This window comes from Streptomyces regalis, assembly GCF_001509475.1.
Classification (GTDB): Bacteria; Actinomycetota; Actinomycetes; order Streptomycetales; family Streptomycetaceae; genus Streptomyces; species Streptomyces regalis.
The window spans coordinates 1-324 of record NZ_LLZG01000283.1 but is presented as its reverse complement, the minus strand read 5'-3'; the positions used below and the strand labels follow the sequence as shown (position 1 = coordinate 324).

Genomic DNA, 324 nt, shown 5'->3' with positions numbered 1-324 from the left:
CCCCCCAACGCCCCCACCCCGCCATAGTGGCCCTCCGTCACGAGGCGGTCGGGGGAGGGGCTGGCGTGGGGAAGAAGCGCGGTGCTGGTGAGGGCGGGGTTTCTGAGTCGGAGCGGCTGCTTTTCGGGGGTCCCCTGCGGTACGACATGGGGTGGAACCAGCATCGGGACGCCTTTCTGGAGCTGAGCTTCCGGGCCCTGGTGACGCGGTTGCCGTCGTTGTTGGCGTCGAGTTTCCGGCTCGCTTGGCAGGCGGATCGGCGGGCCCCGCGGACCGTGCTGGTGGCCGAGGGGGGGGGGGGGGTGGGGCAGGGGGGTGGGGGGC

At 73.1% G+C, this 324-nt stretch carries 1 pseudogene; it reads left to right on the top strand.

The annotated features are described in order from the left end of the window. Positions 1-65: 65 nt before the first annotated feature. Positions 66-324 (top strand): annotated as a pseudogene (locus ADL12_RS56815) (ABC transporter ATP-binding protein); the annotation flags it as partial.